Source organism: Arthrobacter sp. MMS24-S77, from assembly GCF_054888235.1.
The window spans coordinates 4,077,393-4,093,718 of sequence record NZ_JBTZRN010000001.1 but is presented as its reverse complement, the minus strand read 5'-3'; the positions used below and the strand labels follow the sequence as shown (position 1 = coordinate 4,093,718).

16 protein-coding genes are annotated in these 16,326 nt (G+C 63.2%); 10 read left to right on the top strand and 6 right to left on the bottom strand.

Annotated elements, in window-relative coordinates; genetic code table 11:
• Nucleotides 1-76 precede the first annotated feature (76 nt).
• A complete protein-coding gene (locus ACX5I4_RS18830) occupies nt 77-415 on the bottom strand; it encodes a YciI family protein (RefSeq protein WP_461837999.1) in 339 nt (112 codons plus the stop codon).
• Nucleotides 416-639: 224 nt separating this feature from the next.
• Between ACX5I4_RS18830 and clpB the strand changes: the two genes are divergently transcribed.
• On the top strand, nt 640-3,309 hold the full coding sequence (gene clpB / locus ACX5I4_RS18825) for an ATP-dependent chaperone ClpB (protein ID WP_461837998.1): 2,670 nt from the start codon (nt 640-642) through the stop codon (nt 3,307-3,309).
• 18 nt (nt 3,310-3,327) lie between these two features.
• Here clpB and ACX5I4_RS18820 read toward each other — a convergent pair whose 3' ends face one another.
• Nucleotides 3,328-3,948, bottom strand: a complete 621-nt coding sequence (locus ACX5I4_RS18820) for a septum formation family protein (protein ID WP_461837997.1) — start codon at nt 3,946-3,948, stop codon at nt 3,328-3,330.
• Between the two features lie 220 nt (nt 3,949-4,168).
• Here ACX5I4_RS18820 and ACX5I4_RS18815 point away from each other — a divergent pair, with 220 nt between their 5' ends.
• Nucleotides 4,169-4,402, top strand: coding sequence for a DUF3073 domain-containing protein (locus ACX5I4_RS18815; protein ID WP_028265518.1), 234 nt, complete (start codon nt 4,169-4,171; stop codon nt 4,400-4,402).
• Between the two features lie 180 nt (nt 4,403-4,582).
• On the opposite strand, the gene ACX5I4_RS18810 is transcribed toward ACX5I4_RS18815, so the two are convergent.
• Nucleotides 4,583-5,209 (bottom strand): GntR family transcriptional regulator, encoded by a 627-nt coding sequence (locus tag ACX5I4_RS18810; protein ID WP_461837996.1) that lies wholly within the window; start codon nt 5,207-5,209, stop codon nt 4,583-4,585.
• Nucleotides 5,210-5,321: 112 nt separating this feature from the next.
• Here ACX5I4_RS18810 and ACX5I4_RS18805 point away from each other — a divergent pair, with 112 nt between their 5' ends.
• From ACX5I4_RS18805 to ACX5I4_RS18775, 7 genes are all read left to right on the top strand, one after another.
• Entirely contained in the window at nt 5,322-6,368 is a 1,047-nt protein-coding gene (locus ACX5I4_RS18805) for a succinylglutamate desuccinylase (protein ID WP_461837995.1), read from the top strand.
• Nucleotides 6,355-7,299 carry an ABC transporter substrate-binding protein gene (locus ACX5I4_RS18800; protein WP_461837994.1) on the top strand — a complete coding sequence of 315 codons (945 nt, stop codon included), beginning with the start codon at nt 6,355-6,357 and terminating at the stop codon, nt 7,297-7,299. Before ACX5I4_RS18805 ends, ACX5I4_RS18800 begins: the two co-directional genes overlap by 14 nt.
• Nucleotides 7,296-8,264: an amino acid ABC transporter permease gene (locus ACX5I4_RS18795; protein WP_461837993.1), complete on the top strand. Its 969-nt coding sequence runs from the start codon at nt 7,296-7,298 to the stop codon at nt 8,262-8,264. The genes ACX5I4_RS18800 and ACX5I4_RS18795 overlap by 4 nt, the downstream gene beginning before the upstream one ends.
• Nucleotides 8,261-9,064: an amino acid ABC transporter ATP-binding protein gene (locus ACX5I4_RS18790; protein ID WP_461837992.1), complete on the top strand. Its 804-nt coding sequence runs from the start codon at nt 8,261-8,263 to the stop codon at nt 9,062-9,064. The genes ACX5I4_RS18795 and ACX5I4_RS18790 overlap by 4 nt, the downstream gene beginning before the upstream one ends.
• A 64-nt stretch (nt 9,065-9,128) precedes the next feature.
• Entirely contained in the window at nt 9,129-9,458 is a 330-nt protein-coding gene (locus tag ACX5I4_RS18785; protein ID WP_461837991.1) for an ArsR/SmtB family transcription factor, read from the top strand.
• Complete coding sequence (locus tag ACX5I4_RS18780; RefSeq protein ID WP_461837990.1) at nt 9,455-10,435, top strand: TIGR03086 family metal-binding protein; 981 nt, start codon at nt 9,455-9,457, stop codon at nt 10,433-10,435. The genes ACX5I4_RS18785 and ACX5I4_RS18780 overlap by 4 nt, the downstream gene beginning before the upstream one ends.
• A 97-nt stretch (nt 10,436-10,532) precedes the next feature.
• Nucleotides 10,533-11,318 carry a VOC family protein gene (locus tag ACX5I4_RS18775; protein ID WP_461837989.1) on the top strand — a complete coding sequence of 262 codons (786 nt, stop codon included), beginning with the start codon at nt 10,533-10,535 and terminating at the stop codon, nt 11,316-11,318.
• Between the two features lie 72 nt (nt 11,319-11,390).
• Here ACX5I4_RS18775 and purM read toward each other — a convergent pair whose 3' ends face one another.
• The 3 genes from purM to ACX5I4_RS18760 all read right to left on the bottom strand — a co-directional run bounded on the left by purM (nt 11,391) and on the right by ACX5I4_RS18760 (nt 14,601).
• Nucleotides 11,391-12,551, bottom strand: coding sequence for a phosphoribosylformylglycinamidine cyclo-ligase (gene purM / locus ACX5I4_RS18770; RefSeq protein WP_461837988.1), 1,161 nt, complete (start codon nt 12,549-12,551; stop codon nt 11,391-11,393).
• Nucleotides 12,548-14,167 carry an amidophosphoribosyltransferase gene (purF, locus tag ACX5I4_RS18765; protein ID WP_461837987.1) on the bottom strand — a complete coding sequence of 540 codons (1,620 nt, stop codon included), beginning with the start codon at nt 14,165-14,167 and terminating at the stop codon, nt 12,548-12,550. The genes purM and purF overlap by 4 nt, the downstream gene beginning before the upstream one ends.
• Before the next feature lie 62 nt (nt 14,168-14,229).
• Nucleotides 14,230-14,601 (bottom strand): hypothetical protein, encoded by a 372-nt coding sequence (locus ACX5I4_RS18760; protein WP_461837986.1) that lies wholly within the window; start codon nt 14,599-14,601, stop codon nt 14,230-14,232.
• Nucleotides 14,602-14,736: 135 nt separating this feature from the next.
• Between ACX5I4_RS18760 and ACX5I4_RS18755 the strand changes: the two genes are divergently transcribed.
• On the top strand, nt 14,737-16,281 hold the full coding sequence (locus ACX5I4_RS18755) for an amino acid permease (RefSeq protein ID WP_461837985.1): 1,545 nt from the start codon (nt 14,737-14,739) through the stop codon (nt 16,279-16,281).
• The last annotated feature ends 45 nt before the right edge of the window (nt 16,282-16,326 follow it).

Sequence of the window (16,326 nt, the reverse complement as noted above, 5' to 3'; positions counted from 1 at the left end):
TTGTCGCGAGCGTGGTTCCGGTCCGTGCCACGTTCCGGAACGCAGCACACGGCCCGGAGCCACGTTTTCGCGGGCGTTACATGCCAGGGATGTCGAGTTGCTCGTAGACGTGGATGGAGGCTTCCGGTGCCATGAGGAAATGCGGGTGGCCTTCGAGGAGCTTCAGGGCTCCGTCCATGTCCTCCGCTTGCAGGACGCTGTAGCCGCCTACACCGGTCTCGGCATCGGACACTCCGGAATTCCCAACGATCTTGCCTGCGCCGAGAGGTGTACCGAGATCAACAATCCCGTCACCAGCCCGCGTGGCCCAGTCCGTCCACAGCTTCATGCCTTCCGCCGCTGCCTCGGGAGTGCTTTCAGCCATGGCCGATTCGGCCGATTGCGGTGCATTGTAGAGAACAACGAACTTCTTCATTGCGCGTCCTTTTTTCTCAGCTTGCCGGGTGGGTGATCCGCCCAGTCAGAACCGATCCTAGGGGCAGGAGTCGGAAACGGCGAGGGGCTTTTCCACATAAGCGGTGGTGGCTATGGACAGTAGTTTCGCCGTCGGCAAACATGGAGCGGGAGGGCAGGTTTGTCAAAGTTGAGCATAGTAGACTCAACTTTGAGATACAGTCTACTCCCGAAAGGAGCTCTTCCATGGACGTCAAATTCACCACCAAGAGCCAGGAGGCTCTTTCCGCGGCGGCCATGAACGCCTCCACCGCCGGAAATCCGCAATTGGAGCCGGCCCACCTGCTCAAGGCGCTCATGGATCAGCGAGAGGGCGTCGCCGTCGCGCTTTTGCGCGCCACCGGAGCAGACCCGGATGCCGTGAGCGTGCAGGCGAGTTCGGCGATCAAGGCCCTGCCGTCGTCGTCGGGCAGTTCCGTGCAGCAAGCGCAGCTCTCCCGCCCCTCCATGCAAGCCATCCAGGCCGCCCAGCACGAGGCCGAGAAACTCGGTGATTCGTTTGTCTCCACCGAACACCTCCTTTTGGGACTCTCCGCAGGAAGCGACGCTGTAGGGAAACTATTGCGCGACGCGGGTGCCTCCCATGAAGCGCTCCTCGCCGCCCTGCCGGGTGTCCGCGGCGATCGGAAGGTCACCTCCGCGGACCCTGAAAACACATTCCAGGCGCTCGAGAAATACGGCACCGACCTCACTGCCGTGGCGCGCTCCGGCAAGCTGGACCCCGTGATCGGGCGGGACAGCGAAATCCGGCGGGTCGTCCAGGTCCTCAGCCGCCGCACCAAGAACAACCCCGTCCTGATCGGTGAGCCCGGCGTTGGTAAGACGGCCGTGGTGGAAGGCCTCGCCCAGCGCATGGTGGCGGGGGACGTCCCGGAAAGCCTGCGGGGCAAGACCCTGATCGCACTGGACCTCGCTTCGATGGTTGCCGGGGCCAAGTACCGCGGCGAATTCGAGGAACGCCTCAAGGCAGTGTTGGAGGAGATCAAGAACTCCAACGGTCAGATCGTCACGTTTATCGACGAAATCCACACCGTTGTGGGTGCCGGTGCCACGGGTGAAAGTGCCATGGACGCCGGGAATATGCTCAAGCCCATGTTGGCCCGTGGCGAGCTGCGGCTCATCGGTGCCACCACGCTGGACGAGTACCGCGAGAACGTCGAGAAGGATCCGGCGCTGGAACGCCGCTTCCAGCAGGTCTACGTTGGTGAGCCCAGCGTGGAGGACACCATCGGGATCCTCCGTGGCCTCAAGGAACGCTACGAGGCCCACCACAAGGTGGCAATCGCGGACTCCGCCCTGGTAGCCGCCGCGACGCTCTCGAACCGGTACATCTCGGGACGTCAGTTGCCGGACAAGGCGATCGACCTCGTGGACGAGGCCGCGTCCCGGCTGCGCATGGAAATCGACTCGGCTCCTGAGGAAATCGACCAGCTTCGCCGGGCCGTGGACCGGCTCACCATGGAAGAGCTGGCCCTCGCCCGCGAGACGGACGCCGCCTCGGTGGAACGCCTCGCAGCCCTCCGCGCGGACAAGGCGGACAAGAAAGAAACCCTGGCGGCCTTGAATGCCCGCTGGGAATCCGAGAAGGCCGGGCTCAATCGGGTTGGTGACCTCAAGGCAAGAATCGATGAATTGCGTTCCGCCGCCGAAAAGTACCAACGCGAGGGCGACCTTGAAGCGGCATCGCGCATTCTGTACGGCGAGCTGCCCGCGTTGGAACGTGAGCTCAGTGCGGCAGCCGAGGAGGAATCCGCGCGGGAAGCGCGGGGCGAAGCAAAGCCTGCGTTGATGGTCGCCGACGAAGTCACGGCGGACGATATTGCCGAGGTCATTTCCGCCTGGACCGGCATTCCCGCAGGCCGCATGCTGCAAGGCGAATCCCAGAAGCTGCTGCACATGGAGGAGGAGATCGGCAAGCGGCTGATCGGCCAATCAACGGCCGTGGCAGCCGTTTCCGACGCCGTCCGCCGCGCCCGCGCGGGCATCAGCGACCCCAACCGCCCCACGGGTTCGTTCCTGTTCCTTGGTCCCACCGGCGTCGGCAAGACCGAACTCGCCAAAGCGCTGGCCGACTTCCTGTTCGACGACGAACGCGCCATGGTGCGGATCGACATGTCCGAGTACGGGGAGAAGCACTCCGTGGCCCGCCTGGTCGGTGCTCCTCCCGGATACGTGGGTTACGAGGAGGGCGGTCAGCTCACGGAAGCCGTCCGCCGTCGCCCGTATTCCGTGATCCTGCTCGACGAGGTGGAGAAGGCCCATCCGGAGGTGTTCGACATCCTCCTCCAAGTGCTCGACGACGGCCGCCTCACCGACGGCCAAGGCCGCACGGTGGACTTCCGGAACACCATCCTGGTGCTGACCTCAAACCACGGCAGCCAGTTCCTCGTGGATCCAACCTTGGACGCCGCGTCGAAGCGAAATGCGGTTCTGGCCGTGGTCAACGCGTCCTTCAAGCCGGAGTTCCTCAACCGGCTCGATGAGATTGTCCTGTTTGATGCCCTCAGCGTGGACGAACTCGCCAGGATCGTCGAGTTGCAGGTGGACGAACTGACCAAGCGGCTCCACGGCCGTCGGCTTACCCTCGAGGTCACCGACGGTGCCCGCGCCTGGCTCGCGATGTCCGGTTACGATCCCGCCTACGGCGCGCGTCCGTTGCGCAGGCTGGTTCAACGCGAGATCGGCGACCGCCTGGCGAAGGAGATCCTGGCCGGAGAGATCGTGGACGGTGACACCGTGCTGGTGGACACCGCGGCCGACGTCGACGAGCTCACCATCGAAGGGCTCGAAGCTTTGTCAGGTCCCGACGGCGGAGCTCCGGCAGGTAGCGGCCTGACGGTGAGGCGGAAGGACTAGCAGGAGCAGGTGGCCGGGCTACTTCTGAAGTACGGATTCCTTGAGGGTGTTGCCCGAGTCCACCACGATGAAGCAGTCCACTCGGCGGTCGCCTTTGTCCCAGCTGGTGGAGCTCGGGTAGACGTTTTGTTGGAGCAGCACGTACTTGCTGGATGCTTCGTTGAGCATCATCGTGCGGCAGATTTCGCGGCCCTTGTCCCGCAGCGCGGTGGTGCCCGGAAAAGAGTCCTCGGCCTTGTAACGGAAAATGGCGCCCAGCTGGGCGGAATGGTCGGTATTGCATTCCACGACCCTCGCCTTGCTTGCGTTGGAGTCGAAGTCGGCGAAGCAATCGCCCAATTGATAGTCCTTGGCCTCCACGTCCGCGGGAAGGGCCCCGCGGCTAGTGGACGTGGCGGGTTCGGGAGTGACACCGGCCACCGGACGATTGGCCAAGGCTCCAACGAGGACCCAGATCCCTACGCCGATGAGGACCAACACGCCCAGCACGATGGCGCCAATGATGACCCGTTGCCGCGTCATGGCGTCCAGGGTGGACCGCAGCGGGGACTCAGGGTCTACCGGCGACTCATCGTCGCCTGTACCGTTGTTGCCCGGGAAGGTGTTGTCCTGGCCCATGTCTGATTTTGCGCCTCTCATGCGTGTGGCCCGATATTAGGGCGACTCTACCCAAGTTTTTCATGCCGATGAATGTTGATGCCGCCGGTGGGACTGTGACGCTGCTTTCGTGAACGTCGTGGCAAGCAGTTGCTCCAGAAAGCATGTAATCTAGACATACGACAAATTGACCAAACATTCCGGGGCCTCACCGATCGCCAAGGTGACCACCTCCGGTCCAAGTACAAAAGGGGGTCACGCCATGGGGCGCGGCCGTCAAAAGGCAAAAGCTACCAAGCAGGCTCGGGACATCAAGTACTACTCCCCGAACACTGACTATTCGGCCCTTCAGCGCGAGCTAACGGGTCCATCAAGTCGTGCGACGAGTCGATTCGCGGATGATCCGCCGGAGCCGGACTACTCAGCTTATGAGGACAAGTACGCACAGGACTTGGAAGACGATGACGACGAGGTAGACACCCGCCGTATCGGATAGCTGTCGCAGCCATCAGGTGCCTTTCGGCATCGAGTTGCGTACCGCCGTCGTACACGAGGTCATTTGGCATCCCCGGATGCCACGCAAAACGATTGAGCCCGTGGGGCCCGCCATGATTGGCGTGCCCCACGGGCCTTTTTCGTAATCCGGGTCAGGAGCGTACCGGGATGTGAGTCCCGGTCAGTCCTTCTCGTGGCACAGATCCAACAAGGGGATCAGCGCTTCGAGGTCGTTGGCGCGGGCCGCGGCCAGGATCTTCCGGTGGGCGTCTGCCACGCGCTCAAGCTTGGCGTCGTCCAGGGGATACGAGCGGCTGATGAGCCGCTGAACTGGGTTGTCCCAAACGGATTCGAGCGTTTTTAGCAGGAATCCGTTGGGCGCAGGTGCCGCCAAGCCCAGGTGAAACGCCCGCGTCGCAGTAAACAGCTCTTCCGGATCGGCACTGGCCGCACCTTCCGCGATGAGGAGCTCCAGCCTCGCGAGCTGAAGGTTGGTGTATTTGGCCCCACACTGCCTGATGGCGATGATTTCAAGGGCCTTGCGGACCTCGTAGACTTCCTCGACGGCTGAGCGCGTCAGCGTGGTCGCAAAGTACCCGGCGCCGGGGACCAATGTGGCGAGCCCTTCGTGGACCAAGCGGTTCAGGGCGTCCCGGACGGGGGTCCTTGAAACGCCGTATTCTTCGGCCAACTGTTCCTGGACCAAGGGAGCGCCGGGCTCGACCACTCCGTTGACGATCTCGTCGCTGATCCTGTCGTAGACGTGCTCGCTCAGCGGCCGCATCCTCTTGGCTGCTTGCGCGGCCATTCGCCTCATCCCCTCACCGGTATCAAAACTCGTTCAATCCTACGTGCTTTACATCACAGGATTCACTGTATACAGTGAATCCAATTCTACCAACCCTGACGAAAGTTGCCCTATGAGCCTGTACCTTCCACGCATACCCGGCATCGATTTCGCGGCTGTCGGCAAGCAGTTGGGCTACCTGGAGATTGAGCACTCGGACAACGAGAACGATGCTGCCGTGATCCCCTCGCCGATCGCTGTGCTGAGCGGCGGAGACGGCCCCACGGTCCTCTTGATCGCCGGTACGCATGGTGATGAATATGAAGGCCAGATTCTGCTTCAGGAACTCATCCGCTCCCTCAACCCGGATGACGTCACGGGGAGGGTGATCATCCTCCCCGCCCTCAATATCGCTGCTGTCCGCGAAGGCGGCCGCGTTTCCAGCGTGGACCGTGTCAATTTGAACCGGGCCCTCCCGGGCCGCGCCGACGGCGGACCAGCCCTGCAGATCGCCTCGATCGTGGCCGGAGAACTCATCCCCATGGCGGACTTCGTCATGGACATCCACTCAGGGGGCATCGCCTCCGAGTACGTTCCGTCCGCGTTCGTCTACCAGGGACCGACGCCGGAGCTTTGGGCCGAGAAGGCGGCCGCCGTCACAGCGTTCAATGCCCCGTACTCCGTGGTGGTGAAGCCGATGCTGAAGGCAGGTTCCATCAGCGGCGCTGCCGATCGGGCTGGCGTTCCGATGATCTCGACCGAGCTCGGGGGCAGGGGAACCGTATCCCTGCCGATCCTCAGCAGGGCCCGGAAGGGACTTCGCTCACTGCTTGGCCACTGGGGAGTGCTCAAGGCCGCCGCCAGCGCCGGCCCGGCCTCGGCCAGCAGGAACCAGATCCAGTGGATCGAACTCACCGCTCAATCGCCGGTCCATTCCACGATGGCAGGCCTCCTCGAGCCGGTGGTCGAGCTTGGCCAGAAGGTCAGAGCCGGAGACCTCGTGGCCCGGGTTCACTCAGTGGAAGAACTCGACAGGCCCTCAAAAGACTTCTTTGCGCCCATTGATGGGGTGGTCGCAATCGTTCGGCACCCCACCCTCGTCAATGTCGGATCCACCGTAGTCAACATCGCCGTTGACCACGGAACAAGCTATCAGAAAGGCAATCATGAACCGTCCTAAGTACATCCCCGTAGGCATCCTCCTGCTGGCCGCCGCCGTGGGGCTCAGCGGCTGCACCACTGCGTCACTGGACGCCGGCAAGGAAGCCGCGGCTAGTTCCATCCCGGGCAAGGACGCTCCTATTCCCAAGGCGCCGTTCAACCATGCCGCCGCCAACCTCCTGCCCGCGGCCGTCAAGGCCAAAGGCACTCTGGTTGTTGGCACGGACCCCACCTTCGCGCCGTACGAGTTTTACGCGGCCGACAGCAAGACCGTTGTTGGCTGGGACGCAGACTTTGCCAAAGCTGTTGGCGAGACGCTGGGGCTCGAGGTCAAAATGGTTCCCGCGACTTTCGACACCATCCTCCCGGGCGTGAGTTCGAACAAATATGACGTCGGCATCTCGGGCTTCAACGTTACAGCCGAGCGCAAAATGAATGCAGATTTCGCCTCCTATCAAAGCAGCGGCTCCGGCCTCGCGGTCAAGGCGGGAAACCCAAAGAAATTGGTGCTCGACGCGATGAAGCTGTGCGGCACCAAGGTGGGCGGCGAAAAAGGGACCACGCAGGGTATCGAGACCCTTCCGGCGTTCTCCAAGCAGTGCGTCGATGCCGGCAAGGCGCCAATCGACATCCAGCTGTTTCCCTCACAGAACGAAGCCAATCTGGCCCTCATCTCCGGGCGCGTGGACAGCGTGCTGTCAGGTCTGATCGGCATGAGCTACGCAAGCAAGCTTTCCGGCGGCGCTTTTGAACTTGCCAGCGACCAAGACTTTGAACCGACCCCGGTGGGCATCGCCATGCCCAAAGGTTCAGCACTGACCAAGCCGATCGTCGCGGCCGTCAGGGCGCTGATCGCGGGCGACACCTACAAGGCGATCAACGCGAAGTACGGCATCCCGGACTCGGTGACCATCAGTGCTGATGCCGTGGACGCGAGTGGTGCGAAATGAGCAGCGTCATGAGCGTCTCCAAGACCGGTACCGACCGCGGACAGTTCACTGTGGTGGCAGCAAGGCACCCCTTGCGATGGGTTGCCGGGACTGCGGTAGCAGCTGTCGTGATCTTGCTGCTTGTTTCCGCGGTGAGCAATCCCCGTTTCGGCTGGGACAAAGTGGCACTGTATTTCCGCGATGTCGCCATCGTCAACGGCATCGGGATCACCCTGTTCCTGACGGTGGTCTGCATGGCTGCCGGGGTTGGGCTGGGAGTGGTCCTTGCGGTCATGCAGCTTTCGGCAAACCCCGTGGTCAAGGCCTCGGCCAGCGCCTACGTGACGATTTTCCGAGGCACCCCCGTCCTGGTCCAGCTGTTGTTCTGGTTCAACCTGTCGGCCTTGTACCCGGAAATCACGTTCGGTATCCCGGGCGTCAGCCTCGACGCCAACCAGATCATCACACCCCTCGCCGCGGCGATCCTTGGCCTGGGCCTCAACGAGGCCGCATACATGTCGGAGATCGTCAGGGCAGGCATCCAGTCCATCGACCAAGGCCAAGGCGAGGCGGCCGGCGCCCTCGGCATGTCCCGCATCCAGACCCTCACCAGGGTGATCCTGCCCCAGGCCATGCGGGTCATCATCCCGCCCACGGGCAACGAGTTCATAGGCATGCTGAAGATGACGTCGCTGGTCAGCGTGCTGGCCGTCCCCGAACTCCTGTACTCCTCCCAGATCATCTACTCGAAGAATCTGCAGGTGGTTCCACTGCTCTTGGTGGCCAGTATCTGGTACATCATCGTCACCACCGTATTTTCCGTGGGCCAGGGCTACCTGGAACGGCATTTCGCGCGGGGCACCTCCCGTTCCGTCCCGCTGACCGCGGCCGGGCGGTTGCGGAAATTCTTCAGGGTTCACTCCGTGCAGGGCTCAGGAAAACAGGGTTCAGGAAAACAAGGCTCAGGAAAGGGCGCGCAGTCATGACCATCGACACGACCGAAAGGCCGGCGGCGGCACCGGAGACCCTTCCGCTGGTGCGTGCGGACGGCGTACGCAAGAGTTTCGGCGAGAACGAAGTCCTCAAGGGCATTGACCTCCACGTCCAAAGCGGCGAAGTGGTGTGCCTGATCGGAGCGTCGGGCTCCGGAAAAAGCACCTTTCTGCGGTGTGTGAACCACTTGGAGAAGATCGACGGCGGCCTGCTGTGGGTAGGGGATAGGGCCGTGGGCTACAGGATCGAGGGTGACAAGCTCCACGAACAGTCCCACAACGAAATCTGCGCCGACCGCACCGATATCGGGATGGTCTTCCAGCACTTCAACCTGTTCCCGCACATGACGGTGCTCGAAAACCTCATGGAAGCCCCGCTCAGGGTGCTCAAACAGCGCAAGGCCGATGTCCGCCGTCGGGCATTGGATTTGTTGGAGAAGGTGGGTCTGTCGGAGAAGGCGGATGCCTATCCGCGGCACCTCTCGGGCGGGCAGCAGCAGCGTGTGGCGATCGCCAGGGCGCTGTGCATGCAGCCGAAACTGATGCTCTTCGACGAGCCGACCTCGGCGCTGGATCCTGAACTGGTGGGCGAGGTTCTCAAGGTGATGAAGGATCTGGCCCGGACGGGAATGACCATGATCGTCGTGACGCACGAGATGGGCTTCGCCCGCGACGTTGCGGACCGCGTCGTATTCATGCATGGCGGCCGGATCATCGAGGAGGGTCCTGCGGAAGCGGTCATTGGCAACCCCCGGCATGAGCGGACCAGGGCGTTCTTGTCCGCCGTCCTGTAAGCATTGATAGCGAGCTCTCGGAAGTTGTTGACAGAATGCGTTAGTGACAGCTAACGTATTAATCATGCTCGACCCACTGGAAGTTGCCGCGGAGCCGAACAGGCGGCGTCTGCTCCACATGCTTGCGGCGGGCGAGCGCACCGTGACGGAACTGGCCGCCGAATTCACGGTGAGCAGATCCGCCATCTCGCAGCACCTGCTGTTGCTGGAGCAGGTAGGCCTCGTTGCTGCCCGCAAGGAGGGACGCAACCGCTTTTATCGTTTGGACCACGCTGGCATGAGGGAACTCCGGATGCTTTTTGAGCAGTTCTGGACAAGAGAGCTGGACATGCTCGTTGCTGACGCACGTAACTTCACCACCGACCGCCTTCCCACCACAGAGGATTCACCATGATTTACGACAAAACCGTTCTTCTTCCGCTCAACGTCGACCAGGCCTTCGAACTCATCACGCAGCCTGCACGGCTCCGCCGCTGGCAGACCGTCGCCGCACGCATCGACCTGAAGGTGGGCGGCGAGTACCGCTGGACCGTTACTCCGGGACACCACGCAGCCGGAACCTTCACCGAAGTCGAACCGGGCAAGCGTGTTGTCTTCACCTGGGCGTGGGAGCAGCCAGGGGCCCCGGCGGACAACGTCTCAACCGTGGCCATCACACTTGAGCCGGCCGACGGCGGGACCACGGTGCGCTTCGTGCACGAGGGGCTTCCGACGCCGGAAGCCGTCGCCGCGCACGCCGAGGGCTGGAACCACTACCTCGACCGTCTCCTTGCTGAGGCATCCACGGGGGACGCCGGTGCCGACGAATGGGCAGCTGCCCCGGCCGATCTCAACGAGCTCACCTCTGCGGACGCCACGCTTGCCATCGTGCAGCGTGTGCTGGCGCACGTCACCGAAGCCGACGCGCAGACCCAGACTCCGTGCGCCGACTTCAACGTGTCGCAGCTGCTTGACCACCTTGCAGGCTCAATTGCCAACATCGCCAAGGCTTTGGGGGCCGAAGCAGCGGACGACGCCGGGAAGTCGCCTGAAGTGCGCATCGCCGACCTCGCCCAGCCGACGCTGGAAGCGTTCTACCGCCGCGGGCTCGAGGGCACCATCGACATGGGCTTCGCCGAACTGCCGGCCACGATTGTGGCCTCCATCCTCAACCTTGAATTCCTGGTCCACGCTTGGGACTTCTCCAAGGCCCTGGGCCTCGACTTGTCGGTTGCGGATGAGCTCACAGACTACGTTGAGGTCCTCGCCCAGACCACCATCAGCGAGCAGGTCCGCGCCAGCGGCGGCTTCGCCCCGGCGCGGGAAGTCACCGAGACGGCGTCCAGCCTGGAGCGTTTGGTCGCATTCACGGGCCGCGCAGTTCACGCCTAAGCGGGTTCGACACTGGCTGTTGTCAGTGTCGGACCCCCGTACTACTTTGAACGTGGTATCCGCTGGCGTATGCCGGCTACTCAACGAAGGGATAGCAATGCCGCAGGTTGATAGCTACAAGCAGGGAACTCCGTGTTGGGTGGACCTGTCGTCGTCGGACATTGAGGCTTCCAAGGCCTTTTACAGTGATCTGTTCGGCTGGGAATTGGACGCGATGGATGCCGGCAACGGCGGCACGTACTACATGGCCAAGCTGCAGGACCGCTACGTCGCGGGCATGATGCAGCAGATGCCGGACATGGCCGCCGCCGGTGTGCCGTCCTACTGGGCCAACTACCTCGCCGTCGATTCGGTTGACGAGGCAGCTGAACGCGCGACGGCGGCCGGCGGCAACATCTTGTTCCCGCCGGACAGCGTCCCCAATGGGAGCGGCCGCATGTTCTTCGCCGCCGATCCCACCGGCGCGCAGGTTGGTTTCTGGGAAGCCGGAAACCACCACGGCGCCGGGTTGGTCAACGAGCCTGGCACTGTGGTGTGGAGCGAACTGCAGACGAACGACGTCGCCAAGGCCGTTGCGTTCTATGAGGCCGTGACTGGATGCTCCAGTGAGACGGCCGCGGCCGGCGATTTGCAGGAGTACACGCAGCTCGTCGTAGATGGAAAGTCCGTGGCCGGAGCCATGAAGCAGCCCATGGAGGGCATGCCGCCGTTCTGGATGACCTACTTCAATGTGGCCGACGTCAACGAATCCGTGGCGAAGGCCGTGGAACTCGGAGCACAGGTCTTCGCTCCTGCCTTCGACGTGCCCGGTATCGGCCGCATGGCAGTTCTCGGCGATCCCGCCGGAGCGGCTTTCAGTGTGATGGCTGGCGAAAGCAACTAGGCGTTAACAAACGAGTGCCCACCCAGCGGCCAGAACGGCCGGTGGGTGGGCACTCGTTTGCGTTAAGAACCCTTAGGCGTAGGCGTTGACCAGGCGGACGGCGCCGCCGTCGACGCCCTTGGCACCCTGGATGTAGTCCGGGCCGCTCTTGTCCACGGATGCGGAATCCGCGGCCACAGTACCCATGACCCACGACGGCAGGCCGCGCTCGTTGAGGCGGGCAACAGCGGCGTCGGCGATCTCCGGCGACACGATGGCCACCATGCCGACGCCCAGGTTGAGCGTGCGCTCGAGATCGGCCAGCGGCACGTTGCCGAGCTCGGACACCAGCTTGAAGATGGCCGGCAATTCCCAGGTGGCGCGGTCAACCGTGGCAACCAGGCCCTGCGGCAGGACGCGGGCCAGGTTGGCTGCCAAGCCGCCACCGGTGACGTGGCTGAAGCCGTGCACTGCGCCGGCTGCGGTGCCGAGGCCGGAAACCGGGAAGGCGCGGGCGAGGTCCAGGCAGTCGGCGGCGTAGACGCGGGTCGGTTCCAGGAGCTCTTCACCCAAGGTGCGGCCGAGTTCGGAAACCTGGCGGTCCAGGGCCCAACCAGCGTGGTTGATAACGCGGCGGACCAAGGAGTAGCCGTTGGAGTGCAGGCCGGAGGACGCCATGCCGATCACGACGTCGCCCGCGCGGACGCGGTCCGGGCCGAGCAGAGCGTCGGCTTCGACAACACCGGTAGCTGCACCGGCGACGTCGTACTCGTGCTCGCCCAGCAGGCCCGGGTGCTCGGCGGTTTCGCCGCCCACCAGTGCGGTGCCGGCAACGGAACAGGCGGCGGCAATGCCGCGAACGATGTCCGCGATGCGCTCGGGGACAACCTTGCCACAAGCGATGTAGTCGGTCATGAAGAGCGGCTCGGCACCCACCACCACGATGTCGTCCACTACCATGCCGACCAGGTCGAAGCCGATGGTGTCGTGGATGTCCATGGCCTGGGCGATAGCCACCTTGGTACCGACGCCGTCAGTGGACGTGGCCAGCAGGGGCCTCTTGTAGGTGAGCAGCTTGGAGACGTCGTACAGGCCGGCGAAACCGCCGACGCCGCCGAGCACCGAGCTGTTGTGGGTCGCCTTGACGGCGTCCTTCATGAGTTCGACGGCGCGGTCTCCCGCTTCGACGTCGACGCCGGCGGACGCGTAGGTGATGCCGGTGGTGTTCTCAGCGGCGGAGGATGCGGAGGTCATACAGACTCTTTCTTATCGGCGTCGGTCAGCAGGTTCTCAAACTCGGCGTCGGGTCCGGGATCGCAGCCCGTGGCGCCGGGCTTGTTGGCCGGGTCGTCCAAGTCTGCGTTGTCGGCTCCGTCAGAAATGCCCGACGTCGGCAGCCCGCCGAGGTCGGTACGCTCCAGCAGGTTCTTGCCCAGTTTGTCCGAGCCCGGAAGTTCGATGGGGTACTGGCCTGTGAAGCACGCGGTACAGAGGCGTTCGCGGGGCTGCTGGGTAGCGCCGATCATGCCGTCTTCGGAAATGTAGGCGAGGGAATCGGCGCCAATGGCGTGGGAAATTTCCTCGATGGTGGCACCGTTGGCGATCAGTTCCGCGCGGGAGGCGAAATCGATACCGTAGAAGCAGGGCCACTGGACCGGTGGGGAGGAGATCTTGATGTGGACGGCCGCGGCGCCGGCCTCGCGGAGCATCCGGACGATGGCGCGCTGGGTGTTGCCGCGGACGATCGAGTCATCCACTACCACCACGCGTTTGCCGCGGATCACGGATTCGAGGGCGTTGAGTTTGAGCCGGATGCCAAGCTGGCGCAAGGTCTGTGAGGGCTGGATAAACGTACGGCCCACGTAGGAATTCTTGACGAAGCCATGGGCGAACGGGATGCCGGATTCCTCGGCGTAGCCCACTGCGGCGGGGGTGCCGGATTCCGGGACAGGGATGACGATGTCCGCTACCTGGGTGTTTTCGCGGGCCAGCTGGCGGCCCATCTCCACGCGGGACTCGTATACGGAGCGTCCGGCAATCGAAGCGTCGGGGCGCGCAAGGTAGACGTACTCGAAAACGCAACCGGCCGGCGTCGCTTCCGCGAAGCGCTGGGAACGGACGCCGTTCTCGTCGATGGCGATGAACTCGCCGGGCTCGATCTCGCGGATAAAGCTCGCGCCGACCGTGGCCAGGGCGGACTGCTCGGAGGCGACAACCCAACCGCGCTCGAGGCGCCCCAAGCACAGGGGGCGGATGCCGTAGGTGTCGCGGGCTGCGTAGAGCGTGCCCTCGTCCATGAAGACGAAACAGAAGCCGCCGCGGATCTTGGGCAGGAGCTCAAGGGCGGTCTGTTCGAGGGTCTTGCCTTCTTCGCCTTCGAGGAGGGCGGTGACCAAGGCGGTGTCCGAGGTGTTGCCCTGCTTCATTTCGCCGGTCAACTGGCCGCCGTTGAGCTCGAGGATCATTTCCCTGAGTTCGGCAGTGTTGGTCAGGTTGCCGTTGTGGGCGAGGGCCACGGTTCCGGTGGCAGTTGCGCCGAGGGTGGGCTGTGCGTTGGCCCAGTGGCTCGCTCCGGTGGTGGAGTAGCGGCAGTGGCCGACGGCGAGGTGCCCGGTGAGGGTGTTCAACGTTGTCTCGTCGAAGACCTGGGACACGAGGCCCATGTCCTTGTAGACATTGATGCGCTTGCCGTCACTGGTAGCAATACCAGCCGATTCTTGTCCGCGGTGCTGCAGCGCATACAGCCCGTAATAGGTGAGTTTTGCTACTTCTTCGCCCGGCGCCCAGACCCCGAAGACGCCACAAGCGTCCTGAGGTCCTTTTTCGTCGGGGAGAAGATCATGAGAAAGTTTTCCGTCGCCACGTGCCACTGGTCAATTGTCGCATGATGTTGGCGTGGTATTTTCCCTCACGCGTCTTTGTGACCGGGATCCTATGCTCCGGCGTCGTCCTCGGTTGAGTCCGGAACGGACTCGACGACGGCGCGCTGGGAACGCCGCACGCTGACTTTATCCAGGACGAGCGCAGCGATGGAACCCAACAGCACGCCACCGGCGGCAAAGGCCACAAGGAAGAACCCGAAGACCGCCCCGGTGTCGAAACTCGCGTCGCCAGGGATTCCGTAGGCCACGAACGCGGCAACGATGATGCCGATAACTCCGCCCAGCACCATGAACGGAACGAACTTGGGAGCCCGGCGGACCGTGATCCCGCGGCGTTCGGGCCCGCCGTCGTGGGCGGAGCCATTCTGCGCCGCGCCGTTCTTTGGCGTGCCGCTGGCGGTGTTCGAGTCCTCAGAAATCATGCCTTCCAGCCTACCGTTTCGAGGACGTCGGTTTATGGTCTGAAGTCAGACCATTGACAGAATGATGTGAAGTGGGTCACTATCTATGCGAGCGGTGTCGGCCCGTTCCCCCCTCCGTTTAGAAAGAGAATAATCATGAGTGATCGTTCTACGGCAGCGAAGGTGCAGGCTGTGCAAGACGCAGATGCTGCGGCCCTCGCCGAGCTTGGCTACAAGCAAGAGCTACATCGCGGCATGTCCGGCTTCTCCAACTTCGCAGTCTCGTTTTCCATCATTTCGATTCTCGCTGGCTGCATCACCTCTTTCAGCATTGCGCTCAAATCCGGTGGCCCCGCCGCCATCAACCTGGGTTGGCCGCTGGTTGGCGTGTTGGTCCTGTGCGTGGCACTTTCCATGGCCGAGGTCTGTTCGCGATACCCCACGGCCGGTGGCCTCTATTTCTGGGCCGGCAGGCTCGCCAAGCGGAACAAGCGGGCTTGGGCCTGGTACGTCGGCTGGTTCAATTTCCTCGGCGAGGTGGCCGTCACAGCCGCAATCGACTTCGGCTGCGCCACAACGATGATGGCTTTCGCTGCCCTGACATTCGGCGTCGAGCCCACCGCGGGCGGTACCTTCGCACTGTTCGTCGTCCTGATGATCATCCACGCCCTGCTTAACAGCTTCGGCGTGAAGATAGTCAGTTTCCTGTCCAATGTCTCTGCTTGGTGGCACATTGTTGGTGTGGCAATTATCGTGGCGGCGCTGTGGATCATGCCAACGAGCCACCAGTCCTTTGACTGGACAATGACGGCGTGGCACAACGAAACCGGCTTTACCTTCGGGCCGTATGTCTTCCTCATGGGCCTGCTCATGTCGCAGTACAACTACACCGGCTACGATGCTTCGGCCCACGTTGCCGAGGAGACCAAGAACGCCGCCATCGCTGCCCCCAAGGGAATTGTCATGAGCGTCGTGGTCTCCATCATTGGCGGCTGGATACTGCTCTACTCGCTCGTCGCCGCGATCCCCGACGGGTCCGAGGACGGCCTCACCGCCCTGGCTGCAACGTCAACCGGCTTGCCGCCGGCGCAGATTTTCCTCGATGCGCTGGGCAACCCCGGTGTAGCGAAGTTCCTTCTCGCCATTGTGGTGGGCGCACAGTTCTTCTGCGGCATGGCGTCAGTGACCGCCAACTCGCGCATGACCTACGCTTTCTCCCGCGACAATGCCCTGCCCGGGTCCCGCATCTGGGCCAAGGTCAACGCCCGGAGCGGCACCCCCACAAATTCGATCTGGCTCTGCGTTGGCTGCGCCATTGTGCTCGCTTCGCCTGCCCTGTTCAATACCACCGCCTATTTCGCCGTGACGAGCGTCGCCGTCATTGGCCTCTACATCGCGTACATCACCCCGGTGTTACTCCGCAGGCTCAACAAGAATTTCACCCCTGGCCCGTGGCACCTGGGCAAATGGAGTCCCATCATCAACTGGATAGCGATCGTGTGGGTCGCCATCATCGTGATTCTCTTCGTTCTTCCGCCGGTCGCAGACATCACCATCGACACTTTCAACTACGCACCAATCGCCGTCGCGGTGGTCTTCCTCCTTGCCACCGTGCTTTGGTACACCACGGGGCGCAGGACGTTCATGACAAGCGCCGAGCAGGATCACCTGACGATCGACGCCGATAAGCTGCTCAACTAGCACACTCGCGGGCCGCCGGCGGTTCTCCGCCGGTGGCCTCCTAAC